The organism is Actinomadura geliboluensis, from assembly GCF_005889745.1.
Taxonomy (GTDB): Bacteria; Actinomycetota; Actinomycetes; order Streptosporangiales; family Streptosporangiaceae; genus Spirillospora; species Spirillospora geliboluensis.
The window spans coordinates 40,283-46,667 of the sequence record NZ_VCKZ01000014.1 but is presented as its reverse complement, the minus strand read 5'-3'; the positions used below and the strand labels follow the sequence as shown (position 1 = coordinate 46,667).

Below are 6,385 nucleotides of genomic sequence, written 5' to 3'. Positions count from 1 at the left end.
CCCCACCGCCACCGCACTCGCCACCCACCTGCGGGAACGGCTCGCGCCCGCCGAGCCCGCCGTCCCGCAGGACCCGGTGCTGGCGGCGCTGGACGAGCTGGAACGGGCGCTCGCCGCCGCGCCGGCCGACCGCGCGGGCGGCGCCGACCCCGCGGTGCCGGCCCGGCTCCACGCCCTCGCGGCCAAGTGGGGCGGCACGGAACGGGCCGAGCCCGCCGCGGTCGCGGACCGCATCCAGGCGGCCTCCGCCGACGAGATCTTGGAATTCATCGACCGGGAACTCGGCCGGTCCTGACCGGCCGGGCCGACCACACCACCAGTTCTGGGGCTGATGCCGGATGCCGAGCCAAGAGCGACTCCTCGACTACCTGCGCTGGGTGACCGCCGACCTGCACCGGACCCGCGAGCGGCTGCGGGACGCCGAGGCGGGCCGCCGCGAGCCGGTCGCGATCGTGGCGATGAGCTGCCGCTACCCCGGCGGCGTCCGGTCGCCCGAGCAGCTGTGGCGGCTGGTCGCCGAGGAGACCGACGCGGTCTCGGGCCTGCCCGCCGACCGGGGCTGGGACCTGCCGGCGCTGTACGACCCGGACCCCGACCATGCCGGCACGACGTACGCGCGCGAGGGCGGGTTCCTGTACGACGCCGACCACTTCGACCCCGCGTTCTTCGGCATCAGCCCGCGCGAGGCCCTCGCGATCGACCCGCAGCAGCGGTTGCTGCTGGAGACCGCGTGGGAGGCCGTCGAGCGGGCCGGGATCGACCCGGCGTCGCTGCGCGGCTCCCGGACGGGCGTCTTCGCGGGCGTCATGTACGGGGACTACGCGGCGCGGCTCCTGCACCACGTCCCCGACGGGTTCGAGGGCCTGCTCGGCAACGGCAGCGCGGGCAGCGTCGCGTCCGGCCGGGTGGCCTACACGTTCGGGTTCGAGGGCCCGGCGGTCACGGTCGACACGGCCTGCTCGTCCTCGCTGGTCGCCCTGCATCTCGCCGCGCAGGCGCTCCAGAACGGCGAATGCGACCTCGCGCTCGCGGGCGGCGTCACCGTCATGGCCACCCCCACGGTCTTCATCGAGTTCAGCCGGCAGCGCGGGCTCTCGCCGGACGGCCGCTGCAAGTCCTTCTCCGCCGCCGCCGACGGCGCGGGCTGGTCCGAAGGCGCGGGGATCGTCGTGCTGCAGCGGCTCTCGGACGCCCGGGCGGGCGGCCATCCGATCCTCGCGGTGATCCGCGGCAGCGCCGTCAACCAGGACGGCGCCAGCAACGGGCTGACCGCACCGAACGGGCCGTCCCAGGAGCGGCTGATCCGGGCGGCGCTCGCCGACGCCGGGCTGGGGCCCGCCGACGTGGACGCCGTCGAAGCCCACGGCACCGGCACCACGCTCGGCGACCCGATCGAAGCCCAGGCCCTCCTCGCCGCCTACGGGCAGGACCGGCCGGACGACCAACCCCTGCGGCTCGGGTCCATCAAGTCCAACATCGGGCACACGCAGGCCGCCGCAGGCATCGCCGGGATCATCAAGATGGTCATGGCCATGCGGGAAGGCGTCCTGCCCAAGACGCTCCACGTGGACGAACCGTCCCCGCACGTCGACTGGACGGCGGGCGCGGTCTCCCTCCTCACCGAGGCCGCCCCCTGGCCCGACACCGGACGGCCCCGCCGGGCCGGGGTGTCGTCCTTCGGGATCAGCGGCACCAACGCCCACATCATCCTCGAAGCCCCTCCCGAGGACGAGGAGCGAGAAGCCGAAGCAGCGGACGCCGACGTCAGCGACGCCCCGATGCCGGGCGTGCTCCCCTGGCTCGTCTCGGCCAAGACCGGGCAGGCTCTGCGCGACCAGGCGTCCCGGCTCGCGGCGCAACTCCCGGACGCGCCCGTCCGGGACGTCGGGCACGCCCTCGCGGCGACGCGCACGCCGTTCGAGCACCGCGCGGTCCTCATCGCGGACCGCGCCGACGACTTCCGCGACGGGCTCGGCGCCCTCGGACGCGGTGAACCGCATCCGCTACTCGTCCAGGGACGGGCCGTGCCGGGCGGCAAGCTGGCGTTCCTGTTCACCGGGCAGGGCAGCCAGCGTCCCGGCATGGGCCGTGAGCTGTACGAGACCGCCCCGGCCTTCGCCCGTGCCTTCGACGCGGCCTGCGAGCACTTCGACGCGCACCTCGACCGGCCACTCAAGGACGTGGTCTTCGGCGACTCCGACGGCGGCTCAGACGACGACGCGCTGCACCACACCGAGTACACCCAGGCCGCGCTGTTCGCGGTGGAGACCGCCGTGTTCCGGCTGCTGGAGTCGTGGGGCGTCCGCCCCGACTACCTGGCCGGGCATTCGATCGGCGAGCTGGCCGCCGCGCACGCCGCCGGGGTGTTCACGCTCGCCGACGCCTGCCGCCTGGTCGCGCTGCGCGGCCGCCTCATGGGCTCGGCGCGGGCCGCCGGCGCCATGGTGGCGGTGCGCGCGCCCGCCGACGCCGTCACGGCGGCCATCGCCGGGCGGGAGGACGAGATCGCGATCGCCGCGGTGAACGGCCCCGCCGCGACCGTCGTCTCCGGGGACGAGGGCGCGGTGCTGGAGCTGGCCGCGCGGTGGAAGGCCGAAGGCCGCCGCACCCGCAGGCTCCGCGTCGGCCACGCCTTCCACTCCCCGCACATGGACGGGATCCTCGCGGAGTTCCGGAAGGCCGCCGGGGAGATCCCGATGAGCCCGCCCGCGATCCCGGTCGTGTCCAACGTGACCGGCGACATCGCCACCGACGAGCAGCTGTGCTCCCCCGCCTACTGGGCCGACCACATCCGGCGGACGGTGCGCTTCGCCGACGGCGTCCGCACGCTCCACGACCGGCGCGTCACGCGCTACCTGGAGGTCGGGCCGGACGCCGTGCTCACCGCGATGGTCCAGGAGTGCCTGGACGCGCCGCCCGCGGCGCTCGCACCGGTGCTGCGGGCGCGCAGGCCCGAGCCGCGGACCGCGCTCACCGCCCTCGCCCACCTGCACGTGTCCGGGCATCCGGTGGACTGGTCGACGTGGTTCCCCGGTGAGCCGCCCCGCCGCATCGCGCTGCCGACCTACGCCTTCCAGCGGCGGCGGTACCGGCTCGACCCGGCCGCCCCGGCGCGGCCCGGTGACGAGCACGGCTTCTGGGACGCGGTCGAGAAGGGCGACCTGGGCGGGCTCGCGGACCGGCTCCAGCTGTCCGGCGGGCAGCGGGGCGCCCTGGAGTCGCTGCTCCCCGCGCTGTCGGCGTTCCGCAGGCGGCGCGACTGGGGCTACCGGATCGGCTGGACCCCGCTGCCCGACGTCCCGGCCCCGGCCCGGACGGCCGCGTGGCTCGCCGTCGTCCCCGAGAACGCGGGCGACAGCGCGGCCGACCCGCTCGTCGCGGCGGCGGCCGAAGCACTGGCCGAGCACGGCGCCGAGGTGACCGCCGTGCCGCTGCCCGCCGGAGCCGACGCGGACGAACTGGCCGGACGGCTGCGCCGCGCGGCCGGGACCACCGGGGCCTCCGGGCCCGGGATCCTCTGCCCGCCCGACCTGGACCTCGCGGCGCGGCTCGCGGCGGCGCTGGAACCGGCCGGGCTGGGCGGGCCGCTCTGGGTGCTGACGCGCGGCGCGGTCTCCGTCGGCGACGACGACCCGCTCACCGCGCCCGACCAGGCAGCGCTGTGGGGCCTGGGCCCCGTCCTGGCCGCGGAATGGCCGCGCCACTGGGGCGGTCTGGTCGACCTACCCGCCGAGCCCGGCCCCGCCGCACGGCGGCGGCTGGCCGCGGTGCTGGCAGGCGCGTCCGGCGAAGACCAGGTCGCAGTGCGGGACGACCGCGTGTTCGGCCGCAGGCTGCTGCGCACCCGGCTCGGGCACGGCGAAGGCGGCTGGCGTCCCAGCGGCACCGTGCTCGTGACCGGGGGCGGCACCGCGCTCGGCGCGGCGGCGGCGCGCTGGCTGGCCGCACACGGCGCCGAACGCGTCCTGGTGACGGGCGGCGCCGACCCGGACGGCCCCGGCACGGCCGTGGACTGCGACCCCGCGGACCGCGACGCGCTCGCCGCGCTGCTCGCCGAGCATCCGGTGACCGCCGTCGTGCACGTCGCGGCGGAGGCCGCCGGCCGGGGCATGGACGACCCGGCGGTGCGGGCGGCGGCCAACCTCGACGAACTGGCCGGCGACGTGGACGCGTTCGTGGTCCTCTGCTCCGCCGACGCCGTCCTCGGCGGCCCCGGCCTCGGCGGCACCGCCCCCGGCCAGGCGTTCGCGGAGGCGCTGGCACGGCGCCGCCGGGCCCGGTCCGCACCCGCCCTCGCCGTCGCGTGGGGGCCCTGGGACGGCCATCCCGCCGCCGACGTCCTGCGCGCCCGCGGGCTGAACCCCGTCGTCCCCGACCAGGCGATGACCGTGCTGGAGGACGCCGCGTCCGCCGACGCCACCGTGCTGGTCGCCGACCTCGACTGGCCGCTCCTGCTCCCCGCGCTCACCGCCGAGCGGCCCGCGCCGCTGGTCCGCGACGTCCCGGAGGCGCGGCGCGTCGCCGACGCCACCGCCGTGACGCCCGACGCCGAACTGGCCGGACGGCTGGCCGCGGCGCCGGACGCCGAGCGCCGGGAGATCCTCACCGAGCTGCTGCGCGGGCACGCCGCCGCCGTGCTCGGCCTGCCGTCCGCCGCCGAGATCGAGGCCGACGGCAACCTGCTGGACCTCGGCTTCTCCTCGTTCACCGCGCTGGAGCTGAGCAACCGGCTGAGCGCGGCCGGGCTGAGCCTCCCGCCGGTCCAGGTGTACGACGACCCGACCCCGGCGGCCCTCGCGCGGCGGCTGAGCGCGCAGCTCGGCGCCGCCGGCCCGGTCGCCGCCGAAGAGCACTGACAACGGAAGGAACACCGCCATGAGTCCTGCAGTCGCCGTCGCCGGAGCCGGGCCCGTCGGCCTGATGCTGGCCTGCGAGCTCAGCGTCGCCGGGGTGGAGGTGGTCGTGCTGGAGCGGTCCCCCGAACCGCGGCGGGACGCGCTGGGCATGGCCATCAACGCGACCGTCGTGGAACTGCTCCACCAGCGCGGCCTCATGGACGGGCTGCGCCCCCACGGCCTGTCGTGGCCCGCCGCGCACTTCGCGCACATCCCGCTGGACCCCGCCCGGCTGACCGGGCGCCGCGAGAACAACTTCATCGTCCCGCAGGCGCGGCTCGAACGCAGGCTGGAGGAGCGCGCGGCCGAACTCGGCATCGAGGTCCGGCGCGGGACGGAGGTCGTCGGCCTGAGCCAGGACGGCACCGGGGTGACCGTGCGGGTGCGGACGTCCGGCGGCGCCGAGGACGAGCCGGTCCGCGCCGCCTACCTGATCGGCTGCGACGGCGCCGACAGCACCGTCCGGTCACTCGCCGGGATCGGCTTCCCCGGCGAGGACCTGCCGTTCCACGGCATCACCGGGGACCTGCCGGCCACCGACGCGCTGTCCGCCTGGTTCGGCGCGCACCAGCTCGACCGCGGCATGTTCACCGTCGCGCCGTCCGCCCCCGGCGTGCTGCGCGTCTCCACCGGCGAGTTCGGCGTCGAGCCGGCGGACGCGGCCGCCCCGGCCGGCGTCGCCGAGCTGCGGGACGCCGCCCGGCGGCTCACCGGCCGGGACCTCGACCTCCCCGAACCGCACTGGCTCGCCCGCTGGGGGCACCGCACCCGCCAGGCCGAGCGCTACCGGGACGGGCGGGTGCTGCTCGCCGGGGACGCCGCGCACGTGATCTTCCCGCTCGGCGGGCAGGCGCTCAGCACCGGCGTCGAGGACGCCGTCAACCTGGCCTGGAAGCTGGCCGCCGCGCTGCGCGGCGACGCCCCGGCCGGGCTCCTGGACACCTACGAGGCCGAGCGGCACCCGGTGGCGGCCCGCGCGCGCCGCACGACGCTGGCGCAGTCGGCGCTCATGCACCCGATGGACCGGATCGCGCCGCTGCGCGAGCTGTTCGCCGAACTCGTCGAGCTGCCCCAGGTCAACGAGTTCCTGGTGGACATGGCGGCGGCCCGCGACGTCCGCTACGCGTTCGGGCCGGACCACCCGCTCGTCGGCGACCGGCTGCCCGACGTGCCGCTCACCACCGCGTCCGGCGGGATCGGCCTCGCCGGGACGCTGCACGCCGCGCGCGGGGTGCTGCTGGTCCTCGGCGACGGCGGCGCGCTCGCCGAGGAGGCCGCGGGCTGGGCCGGCCGGGTCGACGTCGTCCGCGCCGCGCCGTCCGCCGAGATCGACGCGACGGCGCTGCTGCTGCGCCCGGACGGGAGGGTCGCGTGGGCGGCCGGGGACGGCGGCGCGGCCGGGCTCCGCGACGCCCTCGCCGCCTGGTTCGGCGACCCGGTCCCCGCCGGCGCGCAAGGGCGTCTTTAGCCCCGCGTCCGACGATGGGGGC

Annotated in this window: 3 protein-coding genes; all 3 read left to right on the top strand. The window is 77.4% G+C overall.

Going from position 1 to position 6,385, the window contains the following annotated elements:
* On the top strand, window positions 1–295 hold a 295-nt coding region (locus tag ETD96_RS44390; protein ID WP_171068846.1), incomplete at its 5' end, for a hypothetical protein.
* A gap of 43 nt (window positions 296–338) precedes the next feature.
* Window positions 339–4,856 carry a type I polyketide synthase gene (locus ETD96_RS47455; RefSeq protein WP_138634268.1) on the top strand — a complete coding sequence of 1,506 codons (4,518 nt, stop codon included), beginning with the start codon at window positions 339–341 and terminating at the stop codon, window positions 4,854–4,856.
* A 19-nt stretch (window positions 4,857–4,875) separates the two neighbouring features.
* Window positions 4,876–6,363, top strand: a complete 1,488-nt coding sequence (locus tag ETD96_RS04110; RefSeq protein WP_138634265.1) for an FAD-dependent oxidoreductase — start codon at window positions 4,876–4,878, stop codon at window positions 6,361–6,363.
* The last annotated feature ends 22 nt before the right edge of the window (window positions 6,364–6,385 follow it).